At 66.9% G+C, this 16984-nt stretch carries 16 protein-coding genes; 8 read left to right on the top strand and 8 right to left on the bottom strand.

The window, feature by feature from the left end; all coding sequences use genetic code 11:
* Positions 1–5 precede the first annotated feature (5 nt).
* Positions 6–884: an HDOD domain-containing protein gene (locus LK540_RS11500; RefSeq protein WP_229437424.1), complete on the bottom strand. Its 879-nt coding sequence runs from the start codon at positions 882–884 to the stop codon at positions 6–8.
* A gap of 161 nt (positions 885–1045) precedes the next feature.
* On the opposite strand from LK540_RS11500, the gene LK540_RS11495 reads away from it, so the two are divergent.
* Complete coding sequence (locus tag LK540_RS11495) at positions 1046–1651, top strand: DNA-3-methyladenine glycosylase (protein WP_229437423.1); 606 nt, start codon at positions 1046–1048, stop codon at positions 1649–1651.
* On the opposite strand, the gene LK540_RS11490 is transcribed toward LK540_RS11495, so the two are convergent.
* Together LK540_RS11490 and LK540_RS11485 are read right to left on the bottom strand one after the other, a co-directional pair.
* On the bottom strand, positions 1632–3374 hold the full coding sequence (locus LK540_RS11490) for a methyl-accepting chemotaxis protein (RefSeq protein WP_229437422.1): 1743 nt from the start codon (positions 3372–3374) through the stop codon (positions 1632–1634). The two genes, LK540_RS11495 and LK540_RS11490, sit on opposite strands and share 20 nt — an antisense overlap.
* Positions 3375–3432: 58 nt before the next feature.
* Positions 3433–3888 carry a cache domain-containing protein gene (locus LK540_RS11485; RefSeq protein ID WP_229437421.1) on the bottom strand — a complete coding sequence of 152 codons (456 nt, stop codon included), beginning with the start codon at positions 3886–3888 and terminating at the stop codon, positions 3433–3435.
* Positions 3889–4189: 301 nt separating this feature from the next.
* Between LK540_RS11485 and LK540_RS11480 the strand changes: the two genes are divergently transcribed.
* The 3 genes from LK540_RS11480 to LK540_RS11470 all read left to right on the top strand — a co-directional run bounded on the left by LK540_RS11480 (position 4190) and on the right by LK540_RS11470 (position 8307).
* Positions 4190–5596 carry a lysine 2,3-aminomutase gene (locus LK540_RS11480; RefSeq protein ID WP_229437420.1) on the top strand — a complete coding sequence of 469 codons (1407 nt, stop codon included), beginning with the start codon at positions 4190–4192 and terminating at the stop codon, positions 5594–5596.
* An 11-nt stretch (positions 5597–5607) separates the two neighbouring features.
* Positions 5608–6891, top strand: a complete 1284-nt coding sequence (locus LK540_RS11475; RefSeq protein WP_229437419.1) for an MFS transporter — start codon at positions 5608–5610, stop codon at positions 6889–6891.
* Between the two features lie 96 nt (positions 6892–6987).
* Positions 6988–8307, top strand: coding sequence for a sorbosone dehydrogenase family protein (locus LK540_RS11470; protein WP_229437418.1), 1320 nt, complete (start codon positions 6988–6990; stop codon positions 8305–8307).
* Positions 8308–8529: 222 nt separating this feature from the next.
* Here the strand turns inward: LK540_RS11470 and LK540_RS11465 are convergent, their stop codons facing one another.
* Genes LK540_RS11465 through LK540_RS11450 form a run of 4 tightly spaced genes read right to left on the bottom strand, consistent with a single transcriptional unit; the run spans position 8530 to position 12774 of the window.
* Positions 8530–8862 (bottom strand): hypothetical protein, encoded by a 333-nt coding sequence (locus LK540_RS11465; RefSeq protein WP_229437417.1) that lies wholly within the window; start codon positions 8860–8862, stop codon positions 8530–8532.
* A gap of 2 nt (positions 8863–8864) precedes the next feature.
* Positions 8865–11387 (bottom strand): cytochrome c oxidase subunit I, encoded by a 2523-nt coding sequence (gene ctaD / locus LK540_RS11460; protein WP_229437416.1) that lies wholly within the window; start codon positions 11385–11387, stop codon positions 8865–8867.
* A complete protein-coding gene (gene coxB / locus LK540_RS11455) occupies positions 11384–12364 on the bottom strand; it encodes a cytochrome c oxidase subunit II (RefSeq protein ID WP_229437415.1) in 981 nt (326 codons plus the stop codon). Before coxB ends, ctaD begins: the two co-directional genes overlap by 4 nt.
* 8 nt (positions 12365–12372) lie before the next feature.
* Positions 12373–12774 carry a cytochrome c family protein gene (locus LK540_RS11450; RefSeq protein ID WP_229437414.1) on the bottom strand — a complete coding sequence of 134 codons (402 nt, stop codon included), beginning with the start codon at positions 12772–12774 and terminating at the stop codon, positions 12373–12375.
* A gap of 97 nt (positions 12775–12871) precedes the next feature.
* Here LK540_RS11450 and LK540_RS11445 point away from each other — a divergent pair, with 97 nt between their 5' ends.
* From LK540_RS11445 to LK540_RS11435, 3 genes are all read left to right on the top strand, one after another.
* A complete protein-coding gene (locus LK540_RS11445; RefSeq protein ID WP_229437413.1) occupies positions 12872–13453 on the top strand; it encodes a cytochrome c in 582 nt (193 codons plus the stop codon).
* A complete protein-coding gene (locus tag LK540_RS11440; RefSeq protein ID WP_229437412.1) occupies positions 13450–13815 on the top strand; it encodes a cytochrome c family protein in 366 nt (121 codons plus the stop codon). The genes LK540_RS11445 and LK540_RS11440 overlap by 4 nt, the downstream gene beginning before the upstream one ends.
* A gap of 66 nt (positions 13816–13881) precedes the next feature.
* Positions 13882–14730: a fumarylacetoacetate hydrolase family protein gene (locus LK540_RS11435; protein WP_229437411.1), complete on the top strand. Its 849-nt coding sequence runs from the start codon at positions 13882–13884 to the stop codon at positions 14728–14730.
* Between the two features lie 205 nt (positions 14731–14935).
* Here LK540_RS11435 and LK540_RS11430 read toward each other — a convergent pair whose 3' ends face one another.
* Entirely contained in the window at positions 14936–16261 is a 1326-nt protein-coding gene (locus LK540_RS11430) for an aspartate aminotransferase family protein (RefSeq protein WP_229437410.1), read from the bottom strand.
* 121 nt (positions 16262–16382) lie between these two features.
* Here LK540_RS11430 and LK540_RS11425 point away from each other — a divergent pair, with 121 nt between their 5' ends.
* Entirely contained in the window at positions 16383–16937 is a 555-nt protein-coding gene (locus LK540_RS11425; protein WP_229437409.1) for a carboxymuconolactone decarboxylase family protein, read from the top strand.
* Positions 16938–16984: the final 47 nt, after the last annotated feature.

Below are 16984 nucleotides of genomic sequence, written 5' to 3'. Positions count from 1 at the left end.
AACGCTTACTGATCGTCGTGCAGCGCTTCTTCGAGTTCGTCGAGCAGTTCGGCGGTTTCGTCTTCGTCCAGCGAGAGGTAGGTGCAGGCGCGTTCGCCGCCCTTGTCCCATTCGACCGAGCCGGCATGGCCCTGGTAGCGCCGGATGGCGCGGTCGGCCAGCAGCGAGAGGGCCACCAGCGAGCGGACCGTGTCGTCGGTGTTCTCGTCTTCCAGCACCGGGTAGTCGTGGTGGTGCAGGATGGCCCAGGCCACTTCCGACGACAGGCCCCAGTTGCGCGCCAGGAGCGAGCCGACCTGCGCGTGGCTGGTGCTGTGGCGTTCCTGCTCGACCTCGGTAAAGGCGCGCACCGGTTCGAGGCCGGCGTCCTGCAGCGTGGCCTCGTAGTCGGGGAAGCGTTCGATCAGGAGTGGCACGCCGGTGTCGCAGAACAGGCCGAAGGTGTGGGCGATGTCGGGCGCGCCGATGCGCAGGCGGCGCGACAGGAACATCATCGCGTACGAGCGCTTGGTCGACACGTCCCAGAAGCTGGCCAGGGCTGGGTTGTTGGTCGGGATCGCCTGGCGCGCCAGCAGCCCGGTCATCAGCGCGGCCACCTGGTTGATGCCGAGGAAAAGGATGGCCTGCTCGATCGACTTGGCGCGGCGGCCGCCGAACAGCGAGGAATTGGCCAGTTTCAGCAAAGCGCCAGCCATGCCGACGTCGCGCGCGACGATGCGGCCGATGGCTTCCGGCGACGGATCGCTGGATGCCAGTTCGGCTTGCAGGTCGGCCAGCAGGCTGGGGCGGGGTGGGATGCGGATCGACTTGATCAGCGCATCGACCTGGTCCGCCGCTGCGGAAGGTGCCGGCGAGGCGGGCGCCGCAGCGGCCGCAGCGCGCATGGGCATTGCTTTAGCTGCAACTGTGCTCATGAGGAGATGATGCTTTCTGGAAATACCGCAAGGCTGCCACTATAACCGAGGTTAGGTTCCATTGCAGCAACAGGCGGCCTTATGTGGCAAAACAAACAGAGCGGTGTTGCAAGCATGCCTAGAATCGGCGCATGGATTCCCTGAAAACCGCTTTGCCTGCCGGCGCGCAGCCTAGTTCTTATCTGGCCGGGATCGATTTCATGGCGCCGGCCGAGCTGGTGGCGCGCCAGCTGATCGGCGTGACCGTGCTGGTCGACGGTGTCGGCGGCCGTATCGTCGAGACCGAAGCCTACGACCGCGAGGACCCGGCCTCGCATGCCTACTCCGGCCCCACGCCGCGCAACTTCGCCATGTTCGGCCCACCGGCGCATGCCTATGTCTACCGTTCCTACGGCATCCACTGGTGCCTGAATTTCGTCTGCATGGAGGAGGGACACGGCGCCGGGGTGCTGATCCGTGCGATCGAACCCCTGGCGAGACTCGACGTGATGCGCGCGCGGCGCGACGCCGAGGATGTGCGCCTGTTGTGCTCCGGGCCCGGCAAGCTGTGCCAGGCCCTGAACGTGACGCGCGACTTCAATGGCATGTCGCTGGGGGCGCCGCCCTTCGAACTGCAGGCCGCGCCGCCGGGGCTGGAGGTGGTTGCCGGGCCGCGCATCGGCATCTCGAAGGCGATGGACGTGCCCTGGCGCTTCGGGCTGGCCGGGTCGCGCTTCGTCAGCCGTCCGTTCCGCTGAGCCTGGAGCCAGAACCACTGCGCTCGCGCGCCGGCTGACGCGCCTCGAGCAGGGGGCGCGGCGCACCGGTGCGCATCGGGCTGCCCGGCGCGCGCCGCTCGAGCGGCTCGAGCGGCTCGTGGAAACCGGCCGGCTCGGTATCCAGTGCATCCTCGTCGGCTTCGGCCAGCGGCGCGATGCCCTCGATCTTGAAGATTGACACCGCGCGCGCCAGGTTCACTGTCTGTTCGTGCAGGCTTTCCGCCGCCGCCGCCGCTTCCTCGACCAGGGCCGCGTTCTGCTGGGTCATGTCGTCCATCTGCCCGACCGCGCGGTTGACTTCCGCAATGCCGTCGGCCTGCTCGGTACTGGCGATGCTGATGCGGCCGATGATGTCGTTCACCTGCTGCACCGAGGCCACGATGTGGCCCATGCTGCTGCCGGCTTCTTCCACCGAGGCGCTGCCGCCGTCGATGATCGCCACCGAGTCCGCGATCAGCGCCTTGATCTCCTTCGCCGCCGCCGCCGAACGCTGGGCCAGGGTGCGCACCTCGGACGCCACCACCGCAAAGCCGCGTCCCTGCTCGCCGGCGCGCGCCGCTTCCACCGCCGCGTTCAGGGCCAGGATATTCGTCTGGAAGGAGATGCCGTCGATGACGCCGATGATCTCGACGATCTTGCGCGAGCTGGCTTTGATGGACTCCATGGTGCTCACGGCGCGGTCGACGGCCTGGCCACCATTCGCCGCCAGCCTTGCCGCTTCGGCCGCCAGGTCGGTGGCCAGGCGTGCGTTGTTCGCGTTGTCCTTCACGGCCACGGTCAGGGTTTCCATGGCGCTGGCGGTCTGCTCGAGCGAGCCGGCCTGCAGCTCGGTGCGGGTCGACAGGTCCAGGTTGCCGGTGGCGATTTCCTTCGATGCGGTGTCGATCGAGCGCACCGAGGTCAGCACCGAGTGCAGGGTCGTGTTCAGGTTGGCGATGGTGTGGTCGAGTGCGCGCGACGTATCCGCGATCTCGTCGCGCCCGTCGCTGCCTACGCCTGCAGAGAGCCGGCCTTCGGCCAGTTCGGCCACCACGTCGGAGATCTTGCGGATGTCGGCCAGCATCGCGCGCCGCACCAGCATGGTCACCACCAGCGACAGGGCGATCGACAGCACCACCAGTACCGCCATCGTCACACCCAGGGTCTTGAACTCGGCGCCGGCGGCGGCGTAGGCGCGTTCGCTCAGCGTGGTTTCCAGCGCGGCCAGTTGCGCGAGCTGCGTGTTCAGCACGCCGAATTCCTTTTCCGCCTTCTGCATCGAGTTGGTGGCGATCGACTGGTCGACCTGGGCCATCTCGATGGTCTCCAGCACCGCCTTGCGGTAGGCGGCCAGCGCCGCGCCGGAGGCGTCGATCAGCTTGCGTTCCTCGGGGTTGGCAACCTTTGCCAGGGCCCCCAGCTGGGCGCCGATGCCCGCGTGCTTCTTGTGGATGTCGGCGATCAGGGCATCGAGCCGGTTCTTGGCGAAGCTGCCGCTGACCCAGGCCAGCAACTGGTAGATGTTGGCGTGCGCGTACTTCGCATCGCCGGCGACGTCGGCCGCGTCCTGCAGGCGCGCCGCGCGTACCTGCACCATGTTTTCCAGCGAAGCGTGCTGGCGCACCATGCCGTAATAGGCGGCGCCGGAGAGCAGCGTCAGCAGCACCAGCACCAGTCCCGGCGCCAGCAAGAGCTTCGGCCCGATCCGCAATTTTTTCAGCATGCTCCACCTCCAAGGCAAAAGAAAAGGGCGGCCATGGCCGCCCCGTCAGCACGTGTGCTTATTTCTTGTAGATGCCCGCTTCCAGCACGACGTCGTCGACGCGCAGGATGTAGGTGGTCTTCGGCTCGATCTTGCCGGAAGTCGGGTTCTTGTACTGGTAGTCGACCCAGCCCTTGCCCTTGGCGGCGGCCAGTTCGATGATCTCGCGGCGGTATTTCTTGCCGTTGGCATCGGGCACGTCGGTCAGGTCCTTGCCGACGATCGAGGGGTTGTACGGGTGGGCCAGCACGATGCCGGTCTTGATGTCGCGCATGTCGACATACAGTTCGCCCTGGACGAAATCCGGGTCCTTGGCGTTGATCTTCTTCATCATCTCGGCCTTGCCCTTGGATTTCATCAGGGCCGCGCCGCGTTCGGCCATGGCAATGGCGTCTTTTTCGGTCGGTTCGTTGGCCAGCGCGCCGGAGCAGGCAAGACCGAGGCACAGGGCGGTAGCAGTGGCGAGCAGCTTCATGGTGCATGTCCTTTCAGAGTAGTGCGATAGGTAAAACTTTCTTAAGTGCATTAAGGAATGTACGCGGCACTTCCTATAGGCAATTTGCGAATGCGCAAAGGGTGAAGGCCGGTGTGGCGTCGCCGGCATTTGTCTTGCCGCATAGAATTGTTCTTTGGAGAAATGTTTGATCGGCTGAGTTGATTGCAGGCAATTCAAGTTGCATGAGGGATTCCTAAGATGACGTTCCGCCGCCAACTTCTTTTCCAAGAATTGGTGGTCGTTCTTCCCTCCCTCCATCTTTCCTTTCCAGGAGCATGCCGTGAGCACCCTCGATTCAACGCCCGCCAAGTTCAAACCCTACACGCGCCAGACCATCGCCCTTGCGCGCCAGTGGCAATGGATGAGCCCCGACCTGCAGGAAGCGGTCCAGGTGGTCTCGCACGTGCTGCCGTTTCGCGTGAACGAATACGTGCTCGACCAGCTCATCGACTGGGACAAGATTCCCGACGACCCCATCTTCCGCCTGACCTTCCCGCACCGCGACATGCTGCCGGCGAAGGAGTACGAACAGCTGCGCGACCTGGTGCTCCATAAAAAGGACAACGAGGCCATTGCGAAGCTGGTGCACCAGATCCGCATGCGCATGAACCCGCACCCGGCCGGCCAGATGACGCACAACGTGCCGCGCGTGAACGATGCGCCGCTGAAGGGGCTGCAGCACAAGTACAAGGAAACGGTCCTGTTCTTCCCGAGCTCGGGCCAGACCTGCCACGCCTATTGCACCTTCTGCTTCCGCTGGCCGCAGTTCGTCGGCATGGACGAGATGAAGTTCGACGCCCGCGAATGCACGGAACTGGTGTCCTACCTGGCGACCCACCCCGACGTGACCGACGTCCTGATCACCGGCGGCGACCCGATGATCATGAATACGCGTTCGCTGGCCGAATTCCTGGAGCCGCTGCTGGCGCCGGAGCTGGCCCACATCCAGAACATCCGCATCGGCACCAAGTCGGTGGCCTACTGGCCGCAGCGCTACGTGTCGGACAAGGACTCCGACGATTTGATGCGCCTGTTCGAGCGCGTGGTCAAGGCCGGCAAGAACCTGGCCATCATGGGCCACTACAACCACGCCGTGGAGCTGCGCCACCCGATTGCCCAGCAGGCCGTGAAACGCATCGTCGGCACCGGCGCCACGCTGCGCATGCAGGGGCCGCTGATCCGCCACATCAATGAAGACCCGAAGAGCTGGGCCGAGCTCTGGACCACCGGCGTGCGCCTGGGGGCCATCCCGTACTACATGTTCGTCGAGCGCGACACCGGCCCGAGCGACTACTTCGCGCTGCCCCTGGCCCGTGCCCACGAGATCTTCCAGGCCGCGTATTCGATGGTCTCGGGCCTGTCGCGCACCGTGCGCGGGCCGTCGATGAGCGCCTTCCCGGGCAAGGTCGTGATCGACGGCGTGGTGACCATCAACGGCGAAAAGCTGTTTGCCCTGCAGTTCCTGCAGGCGCGTAACCCCGAGTGGGTGCGCAAGCCCTTCTTTGCCAAGTACGACCCGGACGCCACCTGGCTCGATCACCTGAAGCCGGCGTTCGGCCGCAAGAAATTCTTCTTTGAAGAGGAAGCCGGCGATGTGGCGCATCCGCCGGCAGGGCGCGTGATCCCGATCGTGCAGGTGCGCAGCCACGACGGCCGCGCCAGCGACAGCCAGCCCAGCGCGGCATAAGCACCGCCGCCATGGAAGGCACCCAAAACCCGCCACGCCTGTCCGGCGTGGCGGTTTTTTTCACCGTGTTCCTGCCGTTCGCACTCGGGCACTACCTGTCCTCGATGCTGCGCAACGTGAACGCGGTACTGGCGCCGGACTTGCTCAAGGCGATGGCGCTCACGCCCGGCCAGCTCGGCCTGCTCACCAGCGCGTTCTTCTTCGCGTTCGCGCTGGTGCAGCTGCCGGTCGGGATCGCGCTCGACCGCTACGGCCCGCGCAAGGTGCAGTTGGCGCTGATGCTGTTCGCGGCCCTGGGCGCGCTGCTGTTCGCGTATGGCCAGAGCTTCGGGCAACTGATGCTGGCGCGCGCCATCCTCGGCTGCGGCCTGGGCGGCTGCTTCATGTCGGCGGTGAAGGCCTTGTCGACCTGGATCGCGCCAGGCAAGCTGCCCTCGGTGCACGGCTACCTGATCGCGGTCGGCGGGCTCGGTGCGGCGTCCTCCACCATGCCGGTGCGCCTGGCGCTGGAATACACCGACTGGCGCGGGCTGTTCGTCGCGCTGGCGGCGCTGGTTGCCATCAGCGGCGCCGCGATCTGGCTGCTGGCCCCGGCAAGCAGCAAACCGGCGGGGGCGAAAGTGCCGGTGCTGCAATCGCTGCGCCAGGTCTACCGCACGCCCAGCTTTCGCAGCACGATCTCGCTGGTGCTGATCCCGCATGCGGTGTTCTTCGGCATCCAGGGCCTGTGGATCGGGCGCTGGCTGAACGACGTGGCGCACTTCCCGGACGATGCCGTGGCCTACCTGCTCTACATGAGCATGGCCGCCGTGATCTTCGGGGCGATCGCGGTGGGCATGATCACCGAGTGGGCGGGCAAGCGCGGCGTGACGCCGATACAGGTGGCGGGTATCGGCATCGCCCTGTTCGTGCTGGTGCAGGCCGCCTTCGTGGTCGGCTATGCGCCGAGCTTCCAGTTGCTGTCGGTGCTGTTCACGCTGGTGGGCACGATCACCGGCATCGAGTACGCGATCGTCGCCCAGAGCATGCCGCGCGAACTCACCGGGCGCGCCGCCACCTGCCTGAACCTCCTGATCTTCGTCGGGGCGTTTCTGGTGCAGGCGGGCTTCGGGCTGGTGGTGGGCTTGTGGACGCCGGACGCGGGCGGGCATTATCCGGCGCTGGCCTACCGGGTGGCGTTCGGCGTGCTGGTGCTGCTGCAATTGCCGGGGCTGGTGGGCTGGCTGCGGCGTGGGCGGTCGGCATCGATGCCAGTCGCCGCGCCAGCGGTCGAGGAGGCGCATCGTCCGGCCTAGCGAGCCGCCGGATGGGGGCTGCGGTATCGGGCAGAGTAGTCGTGCCGATCTGGTTACAATCGGTCACTGCCACTTCGCCCGATACCGGAGACTCCCATGCGCCGTCCTTTGCCCGCCATCTTCGCCGCCGCCGCGCTGTCCGTGCTCGCCGGCTGCGGCGACAAGTCCACCTTGCCGGCCGGCGCCGGCGTCGGTCCCGCGCCGCAGCTACCGGCGCCGAAGCAGAGCCTGATCCCCACCGTCGACATCGCGCCCGCGAAGGGCTGGCCGGAAGGCGCCAAGCCGCGGGCGGCGCAGGGGCTGGAAGTGCAGGCCCTGGCCCGTGGCCTGGACCATCCGCGCTGGCTGTACGTGCTGCCGAACGGCGACGTGCTGGTGGCGGAATCGAACAAGCCGCAAACGCCCGAGACCAAGCAGTCGGGCGTGCGCGCCTGGGTGATGGGCAAGGTCATGGCGAAAGCAGGGGCGGGCGTGCCGAGCGCCGACCGCATCACGCTGCTGCGCGATGTCGACGGCGACGGCGTGGCCGAGACCCGCAGCGTGTTCCTGAAGGGCCTGCATTCGCCCTTCGGCATGGCGCTGGTGGGCGACAGTCTGTACGTGGCGAATGCCGACGCCATCGTGCGCTTCCCGTACAAGGAGGGCGCCACCGCCATTACCGAAGCCGGACAACGCCTGGCGCCGCTGCCGGCCGGATTGAACCACCACTGGACCAAGAACATCCTCGCCAGCCGCGACGGCAGCAAGCTGTACGCCACGGTGGGCTCGAACAGCAACGTCGGCGAGAACGGCCTGGAGAACGAGATCAACCGCGCCGCCATCCTGGAAGTGGACGTGAAGAGCGGCGGCACGCGCCTGTTCGCCTCGGGCCTGCGCAACCCGAACGGCATGGCCTGGGAACCGCGAACCGGCACCCTGTGGACCGTGGTGAACGAGCGCGACGAGATCGGCAGCGACCTGGTGCCGGACTACCTGACCTCGGTAAAGGATGGCGGGTTCTATGGCTGGCCGTACAGCTATTACGGCCAGCACGTGGATGCGCGCGTGAAGCCGCCGCGTCCGGAGCTGGTGGCCAGGGCCATCGCGCCCGATTACGCGCTGGGCGCCCACGTGGCGGCGCTGGGGCTGGCGTTTGCGGAAGGGGCGCAACTCGGGCCGGCGTATGCCAGCGGCGCCTTCATCGGGCAGCATGGGTCGTGGAACCGCAAGCCGCTGTCGGGGTACAACGTGGTGTACGTGCCGTTCGCAGACGGCAAGCCGAACGGGATGCCGGTCGAGATTTTGAGCGGGTTCGTGAACGTGGAGGGCGAGGCTTATGGGCGGCCGGTGGGTGTGGCGGTCGACAAGCGGGGCGCGCTGCTGGTGGCGGACGATGTGGGGAATGTGGTGTGGCGAGTTCGCCCGGCTGCCCGATAGCCTGCGGCTGTAACCGTACGGTGGGCACCCCGTGCCCACGCGGATGCGTGCATGGTGTTGGCTTTATTCCTGTCGATGATTTCGTACCATTGCTAGCGTTTCCGAATGATCATTCGTGACGCTAACAATAATCAATCCGAACGGTCGCGATGCGGCCAACACCGTTCATATATCCGCGTGGGCACAGCGTGCCCACCGTACGGTTGAGGCCATGGGCTCCGCTTACTTGCAGCCCTCCACCAGCCACATCGGCACCGACGTCCAGATAATCCCCACGAACGACAACAGCGCCGACCCCGCCGCCGCCCAGTCCAGCAGCGGCGTACGTTCGTCCGCCCGCTGCAAGGTCCCGCGCCACTTCCACACCAGCCACCCGCACACCGCCAGCGCCGCGGCCGTGAACAGCGCCAGCGGCCAGCGCTGCGGATACCCCGGCTCATACCCCAGCGGACTGCACTGCGCCGCCACGAACACATAGCAGGCGGCGAAGTGCGCCGCCCACACCAGCAGCGGCAGGGTCCCGCGCATCAGCTTCCTGAAAAATCGTTCGCGCATCGTCAATCCATCAGCATGGGCACGCCATGCACCACCACCGCCGCCACGATCCCCTGCAGCACGGTGTAGTACACGATCAGCGCCGTGTTATCGAGCGTGGCGCGGTGGTGTTCGCCGATGCGTCCGCACCAGCCGCGCACCGCCAGGTAGAGGCCGACCAGCACCGTCAGCACCACGTGCAGGCCCTGGTAGGTCAGCATCGCCGCAATGGTCGCGCTCCAGGCCAGGCGGCGCGGCGCCAGGCCGGCCAGCTGGTAACCGTAGAAGTCGGCGCCGAAGGCGGCAATCACGCAGGCCACCGCGGCCAGCGCCAGCCAGGGCAGGCGCCGCTTGCCGACGGCGCGCGTGGCTGCATACATCAGGCCCGCCGCACCCAGCAGCAGGCCGCTCGAGAGCAGCTGCCACATCGGCTCCGGCAAGCCGGCCGTCGGCGGCGGGCAGACGATCAGCCGCATCGAGATGTGGATGTAGGCGAACACCAGCGAAGCGAAGATGATGGCGTCGACGATCAGCATGATGATGGTCGCCCACCACGAATGCGAGTTCTTGCCGCGCGCCCCGACTGGCAGCACCAGGTCGTCCGACACGTGCGCTTCCTTCACCGGCGGCTTGGCGTCGGATTCCCACAGCCAGGCCATGGTGCAGCCGATGGCCACCAGGCCGCAGGTCCAGGCCAGCCAGGTCGCCTTCACCGTCAGCAGCAGGAAGAAGCCGGCGGTGCCGGCGGCGGCGATCAGCGGCAGCCAGCTGTCGCCGGGCAGGATCATCAGGTAGGTGGGCCGCGCGCCGATCGGGCTGGTGGCGATGGTCTCGCGCTTGCCGGTTACGGTGCCGGGCAGGTAGTGCTGGCCCGCTTCCACCTGTTCCGACAAACCCGGCTGTTCCCAGAGGGGATCGACCGAGGTGATGAGCGGGATGCTGCGCGTGGCGTAGTCTTCCGACGGCAGCCATTCCAGCGTCGAGGCATTCCACGGATTGCCCGGCGCTTTCGACGGGCGGCGCTGGGTGCGGACCAGGTCCACCGTGAACACGACCACGCCCAGCGCGAACACGAAGGCGCCGACCGTGGACACCATGTTCAGCACCTGCCACTCCATCTCGGCCGGATAGGTGTACACCCGGCGCGGCATGCCCAGCAAACCCGTGATGTGCATCGGGAAGAAGGCGAGATTGAAGCCGCCGAACATCAGCCAGAAGGCCCAGCGCGCCACGCGCTCGGACAGGCACTGGCCCTTGATCAGCGGGATCCAGTAGTACAGGCCGGCGAACACCGGGAACACCATCCCGCCGATCAGCACGTAATGGAAGTGGGCGACGATGAAGTAGGTGTCGTGCACCTGCCAGTCGAAGGGCAGCAGGGCCACCATCACACCGGTCAGGCCGCCGAGCACGAAAATGAACATGAAGCCGCCCAGGAACAGGGCCGGCGCGTTCATCGTCACCTTGCCCTTCCACAGCGTGGCGATCCAGGCGAATACCTGGATCGCGGTAGGCACGGCCACGGCCATGCTGGCGGCCGAGACGAAGCTCATCGTCATGATGCCGAGACCCGCCGTGAACATGTGGTGGGCCCAGAGTGCGAAGCTGAAGAAGCAGACCACCACCAGGGCCACGATGATGGCGCGGCGGCCGACCAGGGCGGTGCCGGCAATCGTCGGGATCATGGTCGAGACCATGCCGGCCGCCGGCAGGAAGATGATGTAGACCTCGGGGTGGCCGAAGAACCAGAACAAATGCTGCCACAGCACGGGGTCGCCGCCGCGCGTGGCGTCGAAGAAGGGCCATTCGAAGGCGCGTTCCATCTCCAGCAGGGCGGTGCCGGCGATCACCGCCGGGAAGGCGAATACGATCATGATGCCGACCACCAGCATGGCCCAGGCATACACCGGCATGCGCGAAAGCGTCATGCCCGGCGCGCGCGTAAACAGGATGCCGACGATCAGTTCGATGGCGCCGGCAATCGCGGAAATCTCGATGAAGCCGATCCCGAGCAGCCAGAAGTCGGCGTTCAGCCCTGGCGAATACTGCTTGCCCGTGAGCGGCGGGTACATGAACCAGCCGCCGTCCGGCGCCAGGCCGACGAACAGGGTGCAGAAGAAGGCCAGGCCGCCGATGGCGTAGGCCCAGTAGGCATAGGCCGACAGGCGCGGGAAGGGCAGGTCGCGTGCGCCCAGCATGTTCGGCAGCAGGTAGACGGCCAGCGCTTCCACGATCGGAATCGCGAACAGGAACATCATCACGCTGCCGTGCATGGTGAAGACCTGGTTGTAGGTCGAGGGCGAGAGCAGGTCGTTGTCGGGCACGGCCAGCTGGGCGCGCATCAGCAGGCCCAGCACGCCCGCCAGCAGGAAGAACAGCAGGGCGGTGCCGATGTAGAGCAGGCCGATGTTCGTGTTGTTGACGCTGGTGAGGAAGCGCAGGCCGCTCGGCGTGACCCAGGTCTTTTCCAGGCGCGGGAATTCCTGCGCCGGCCGCGGCAAGGAGCTGGGTAGCGATGCGGGTGAGCGTGCTGCGGTATCGGTCATTTCAGGTGTTCCAGGTAGGCCGCGAGGGCGTGCAGGGTTTCGCCATCGAGGTCGGCGGCGGCCGGCATGCGCGCGCCGGGCTTGATCGCCTGCGGGTCGGCCACCCAGCCGGCCAGGGTGCCGCGGTGGTTGCGCAGGGTGCCGGCGGCGATGTGCAGGCGGCTGCCGATGTGGGTCAGGTCGGGGCCGAGGAGCGCATTCTCGGCGAGGGCCTCCACGCCGCCGGTGTCGCCGATGCCGCGCACCGTGTGGCAGGCCTGGCAGCGCTGCTGCAGGAAGGCGGCGCGGCCGCGTTCGAGCAGCTGCTCGTTCGGGGCGCCGGCGGTCGACGCGGCCGGCTGTGCTTCCTTTGCCAGCCAGCGGTCGAACTCGTCCTGCGGCATCGCCACCACGTGCAGGGCCATGCGCGCATGCTGCTCGCCGCAGTATTCGGCGCACTGGCCGCGGTAGACGCCGGGCTTGTCGGCGCGCAGTGTCAGGCCGGTGACGCGGCCCGGGACGGTATCCATCTTGCCGTTCAGGGCCGGAATCCACAGGCTGTGGATCACGTCGCTCGACGTCAGGCCGATGTAAACCGGGCGCCCGACCGGGATGCGGATCTCGTTGGCGCTGGCGATCTGGCGTCCGCTGGCCGGGTCGTGGTAGCGCACTTCCCACCACCACATCTTGGCGGTGACGCCGACCGTGAAGGCGCCTTTCGAGGTCTGCGGCGTGAGCTCGGCGCTGCGCCAGGTGCTCCACACCAGCAGGATGCTCAGCACCACCACCGGGAAGGCGAAGCCGGCGCCGACGATCCAGCGCCGCGCATTCACCGGCTCGGGACGGCGGCGCACGGCCAGCACAAGCAGGGCCATCACGCCGATGAAGATGAGGGCGCCGCCGCCGAACAGTACCCAGGCGAAGTCGGCGATGATGGAGGCATCGGGCCCTGCCGGGTGCAGGACCGATTGCGCGGTCGCGCTCGGTTCAACAGGCATCGCGGCGCTCATTCCAGCGTGTACAGGTAGGCCGCCATGTGGCGCGCTTCCTCGGGGGAGACGCCCACGTCCGGCATCAGGGTGCCGGGTTTCATGGCTTGCGGATTATCGAGCCAGCGGATCAGGTTGTCGGGAACGTTCGGGATGCCGCCGGCGATGTAGCTCTTGCGTCCGAAGGCGTCCAGTGGTGGGCCGGCGTTGCCGTGCGCGCCGGGCACTTCGGGTATCCGGTGGCAGGCCGCGCACTGGTATTGCGCGATCAGGTGCTGGCCCTGTTTCGGGTCGCCGCCGGCAACGGACGGCGCAACCGCCTCCTCCTTGCCGCAGCCGGCCAGCGCGCCTGCACACAGCAGCGCACCGAGCAGCCTGGGCCAACATCGGGAGGTCGGGGAATGAGAGAGAAGGAGCATGCGCACAATTCGAAATAACGAAAAACCGGGGTCTCTTTATAATACAAGAATAGCAATATCTTATTTTCAACTGTGTGCGCCCCTTGAAACGGAACCGATGTCGTCGAACCGCCAACGCCTGATCCTGAAAACCATCGCGGCCACGCTTGCCGTTACCGGGCTTGCCGCCGCTGCCATCGGCGGGATCGTGCTGCGCGCCGGCTGGTACGACATCACCGCCATCAGTTCGCACTGGCAGCCGGTGTACACGGTGCTGGAAACCGGCATGCATTACTCGGTGCGCCATTACGCGCGCGACGTCGAGGTGCCGAAGCTCGGCGACCCGCAGCAGATCAAGCGCGGCGCGGCCCTGTATGCCGCCAATTGCGCCCAGTGCCACGGCGGCCCCGGCTTTGCCCAGTCGCCGATCGGGCAAAGCATGCAGCCGGTGCCCGGCCCGCTGATCGACGCCGGCAAGCGCTGGGGCCAGCGCGAGCTGTACTGGATCACGCGCAAGGGCATCAAGATGAGCGGCATGCCCGCCTGGGAATACCACATGAGCGAAGCCGATACCTGGGCGGTGGTCGCCTTCATGGGCGTGCTGCCGACACTGTCGGCGCGCGAGTATGGCGCCGTCACGAACACCCAGGTGAACACGGCCACGCCGGTCACCGCGCCGATGGCGGAGGATGCGCCATGAGCCGCCTCCTTCTCCCGACCCTGCTGCTGGCGCTGCTGGCCGGCTGCGGCAAACCGAACGAAGCGCCGGCCGGCCTGCAGGGCGACCCCGAGCGCGGCCGCGTCGCGCTGGCCCAGCATGCCTGCCGCGCCTGCCACATGATCCCCGGCGTGACCGGCTCCGAGGTCTACGTCGGCCGCACGCTCGACGACCTGGGCGACCGCCAGTACATCGGCGGCAATCTGCCGAACACCCAGGCCAACCTGGTGCGCTGGATCCGAGAACCGCAGACCATCGACCCCGGCACCGCGATGCCGGCCATGGGCGTGAGCGAGCGCGAGGCCCTCGACATGAGCGCCTACCTGCTGACTCTCAAGAAGTAAGCTTGGTATCATGCGTTCTTTGTCCGGCGCCACGGTGGCACCGGACGCACGACACAGGATAAGACGATGAGATTGGTGCGCTATGGCCGCCCTGGCAAGGAAAAACCGGGTTTGTTCGACGAAGAAGGGCGCCTGCGCGACCTGTCCGGCGTGATCGAGGACATCGACGCCGCCGTATTGAACGACAAGGCACTGCGCAAGCTGGCCAAGGTCGACTGGAAGACCCTGCCGCTGGTGCGCGGCAACCCGCGCCTGGGCGTGCCGGTGGCGCGCGTCGGCAAGTTCATCGGCGTGGGCATGAACTACGCCGACCACGCGGCCGAAACCGGCGCCGCGGTGCCGGCCGAACCGGTGTTCTTCACCAAGGCCACCAGCTGCCTGAACGGGCCGGACGATCCGATCCAGCTGCCGAAGGGCTCGAAGAAGACCGACTGGGAAGTCGAGTTGGGTGTCATCATCGGCACGCGTGCGCAGTACGTGAGCGAGGAAGAGGCGCTGAAGTTCGTGGCCGGTTATTGCGTGGTGAACGACGTCACCGAGCGCGCCTACCAGTTCGAGATGGGTTCGCAGTGGGATAAAGGTAAAGGCTGCGACACCTTCGGGCCGGTGGGGCCGTTCCTGGTCACGCGCGATGAAATTTTTGACGTGCAGGACCTGGACCTCTACCTGGAAGTGAACGGCAAGCGCATGCAGACCGGGAATACCTCGACCATGGTGTTCACGGTGGCGCAGCTGGTGAGCTACATCTCGCGCTTCATGACGCTGGAGCCGGGCGACATCATCACCACCGGCACGCCGCCGGGCGTGGGGATGGGGCGTAAGCCGCAGCGCTTCCTCAAGAAGGGCGATACGCTGCGTTTGGGGATTGCGGGCTTGGGCGAGCAGCAGGCGGAAGTGGTGGCGTTTCCGAAGTAAAGGATAGCGCGCGCGATGGCCTGCGGCGTTGACCGTACGGTGGGCACACTGTGCCCACGCGGAACGACGCGCTAACGAGACGCTCCTGGATGCGCTGGCCGATGATCATGTGATCCGCGTCTAATGAGCAGCCGCAACGCATGCTTCCGCGTGGGCACGGGGTGCCCACCCTACGTTCCAGCCAACACTATTTCACGTGTTTGCGCTACGCCACCAACGCCGCATCCAGCGCCTCCGCCAGGCGCGCCACGATCTCCGACAAGTCCGACGCACTGACAATGAACGGCGGCGCCAGCAAGATGTGATCCCCACGCTGCCCATCGATGGTCCCGCCCATCGGATACACCATCAGCCCGCGCGCCATCGCCTCGTTCTTGATCGCCGCATGCAGCCGCCGCTGCGGCGCGAACGGCTCCTTGCTCGCGCGATCGCGCACCAGCTCGATCCCCACGAACAGCCCGCGCCCGCGGATATCCCCCACGTGCGGATGCTGCCCGAACACGTCGCCCAGCATGCGCTTGAGCGTGGCCCCGCGCCGCTGCACCTGCTGCAGCAAGCCGTCGCGCTCGATCACTTCCTGCACCGCCAGCGCCGCCGCCGCCGCCACAGAATGCCCGATGTAGGTGTGCCCATGCAGGAAGCTGCCGCTGCCGCGCCGCAGCCGCTCGACGATCGCCCCCTGCGCCAGCACCGCGCCGATCGGCTGGTAACCCGCGCCCAGCCCCTTGGACACCGCGATGATGTCCGGCGCCACCCCGTCCTGCTCGATCGCGAACATGGTGCCGGTGCGCCCCATCCCGCACATCACCTCGTCGGCGATGAACAGGATGCCGTGCCGGTCGCAGATCTCGCGCACACCGCGGAAGTAGCCGGGCGTGGGCGGGATCGCGCCGCCCGTGGCGCCGACCACCGGCTCGGCGACAAAGGCGATCACCTTGTCCGGCCCCGCCTTCATGATCGCCGTTTCCAGTTCGTCGAGCAGGCCCGCGGTGTAGTCGTCCAGGCTCTGGTGCTCGCCGCGGTCGCGGTATTCGTAGCAGGGCGCCACGCGCGGCACGTTCATCAAGAGCGGCGCGAAGGGCTTGCGGCGCCATTCATTGCCGCCCACCGCCAGCGCACCGAGGGTATTGCCGTGGTAGCTCTGGCGGCGCGCGATGAACACGCTGCGCTGGGGTTCGCCGCCTTCGACGAAATACTGGCGCGCCAGCTTCAGCGCCGTCTCCATTGCTTCCGAACCGCCTGAGACCAGGTAGACCGCGTCGATCCCGGCCGGCGCCTTCGACACCAGCTTGGCCGCCAGTTCCTCGGCCACCTCGGTGGTGAAGAAGGCGGTGTGGGCATAGGCGCAGGCGTCGATCTGGCGGTGCATGGCGGCGATCACGTGCGGGTGGGCGTGGCCGAGCGAAGACACGGCGGCGCCGCCGCTGGCGTCGATGTAGGTCTTGCCGCTGCTGTCGCGCACGGTGACGCCGCTTGCTGCCACGGCGACCGGCGGGGTCTGGCGCAGGCTGCGGTGGATGATATGGCTCATGGCTACCCCCTTCGAGGAAAGATTGACGTTTGACAATAAGCGCCGCGCCAACGGTTTCCTTTGATCTTTACGGGAAGCTGTGCGAATATTTTTCTCAATAGACATTTTTGCTACGCCTGCCATGAGCGACCGCCTGCGCCCGATTCCGCCCGACCAGCTGACCGAAGCCCAGCGCCGCGCCGCCCAGGCCGTGATCGAGGGGCCGCGCGGCGCCCTCTACGGTCCCTTCGTGCCGCTGCTGCGCAGCCCCGAACTGCTGGAAAACGCCCAGCGCATGGGCGAATACCTGCGCTACCGCAGCGCCATCGGCGTGCGCCTGTCGGAGCTGGCGATCCTGGTCACGGCGCGCCAGTGGAACCAGCGGGTGGAGTGGGCGATCCATGCGCCGATCGCGGCCCAGGTGGGCATTCCGCCGGACGTGATCAATGCGATTGCGCACCGCCGGCGGCCGGAGGGCATGCTGGTCGACGAATCGGTGGTGCACGACTTCTGTCTCGAGCTGCAGCAGAACAAGGGCGTCTCGGACCACACCTATGGCGAGGCGCTGGCGCTGTTCGGCGAGCAGGGCGTGGTCGACTTGATGGGCCTGACCGGCTACTACACCTTCCTGGCGATGGTGATGAACACCGCGCAGACCGAGGTGCCGGTGTCGAGCGCGGCGGCCTTGCCCGACTGACGCGATGACCGCGACCGCAGTGCGCTCGTCCGCATCGGGACGCGTTC

The sequence above is a fragment of the Massilia sp. IC2-278 genome, from assembly GCF_020708045.1.
GTDB lineage: Bacteria > Pseudomonadota > Gammaproteobacteria > Burkholderiales > Burkholderiaceae_D > Telluria.
Note: the sequence above shows the minus strand (reverse complement) of the source record. Positions and strands in the feature narration are given on the sequence as shown.